Genomic DNA, 480 nt, shown 5'->3' with positions numbered 1-480 from the left:
GCCCTGCGCCGTGCGGTAGACCCTTGCCCACGGGCCGAACCCGCGCTTGGTCAACTGCCACTTCGCCCGGGTGATCTGCTTGACGACCGGGTGGTCCGCGTCCAGGCGCAGGCCCCGGCGATCCTCCAGACGCTCTGGCAGGCCGAACTTCACCGCGGCGGCCGCAGTGAGGACGATCAGCGGATCGGAGTCCTTCCCGTTCTTGTGCAGACGCGACGCACCGAGACCCGACTCCTTCAGCGTCCAGTCCACCAGCTGCGGAATCGTCGCCGCCGGGCAGTCCAACACGATTCCGTCGACGCCGTAGGCGGAGCCGTCCCCGTCCAGCACGGCGAGCGGGCCGTGCGGGAAGCGCGGGTCGACAGCGGGCTTGGCGGCGCTCTTCACCGACGGGCGCCGCGAGATCGCCGGGCGGGTCACGGGACGCCCCTGCACCGTCTTCGCCGTGACGGCGATGTCCGGCTCAGCCTCATCCTGTCC

1 protein-coding gene is annotated in these 480 nt (G+C 71.2%); it reads right to left on the bottom strand.

All coding sequences use genetic code 11. The annotated features are described in order from the left end of the window. Positions 1–420: hypothetical protein (locus IG69_RS0119550; RefSeq protein WP_211251053.1), on the bottom strand; the 420-nt coding region annotated here is incomplete at its 3' end. Positions 421–480: the final 60 nt, after the last annotated feature.

Source organism: Phycicoccus jejuensis (genome assembly GCF_000720925.1).
GTDB lineage: Bacteria > Actinomycetota > Actinomycetes > Actinomycetales > Dermatophilaceae > Phycicoccus > Phycicoccus jejuensis.
The sequence above is the reverse complement of the archived record's forward strand: the minus strand, read 5'-3'. Positions and strand labels throughout refer to the sequence as shown.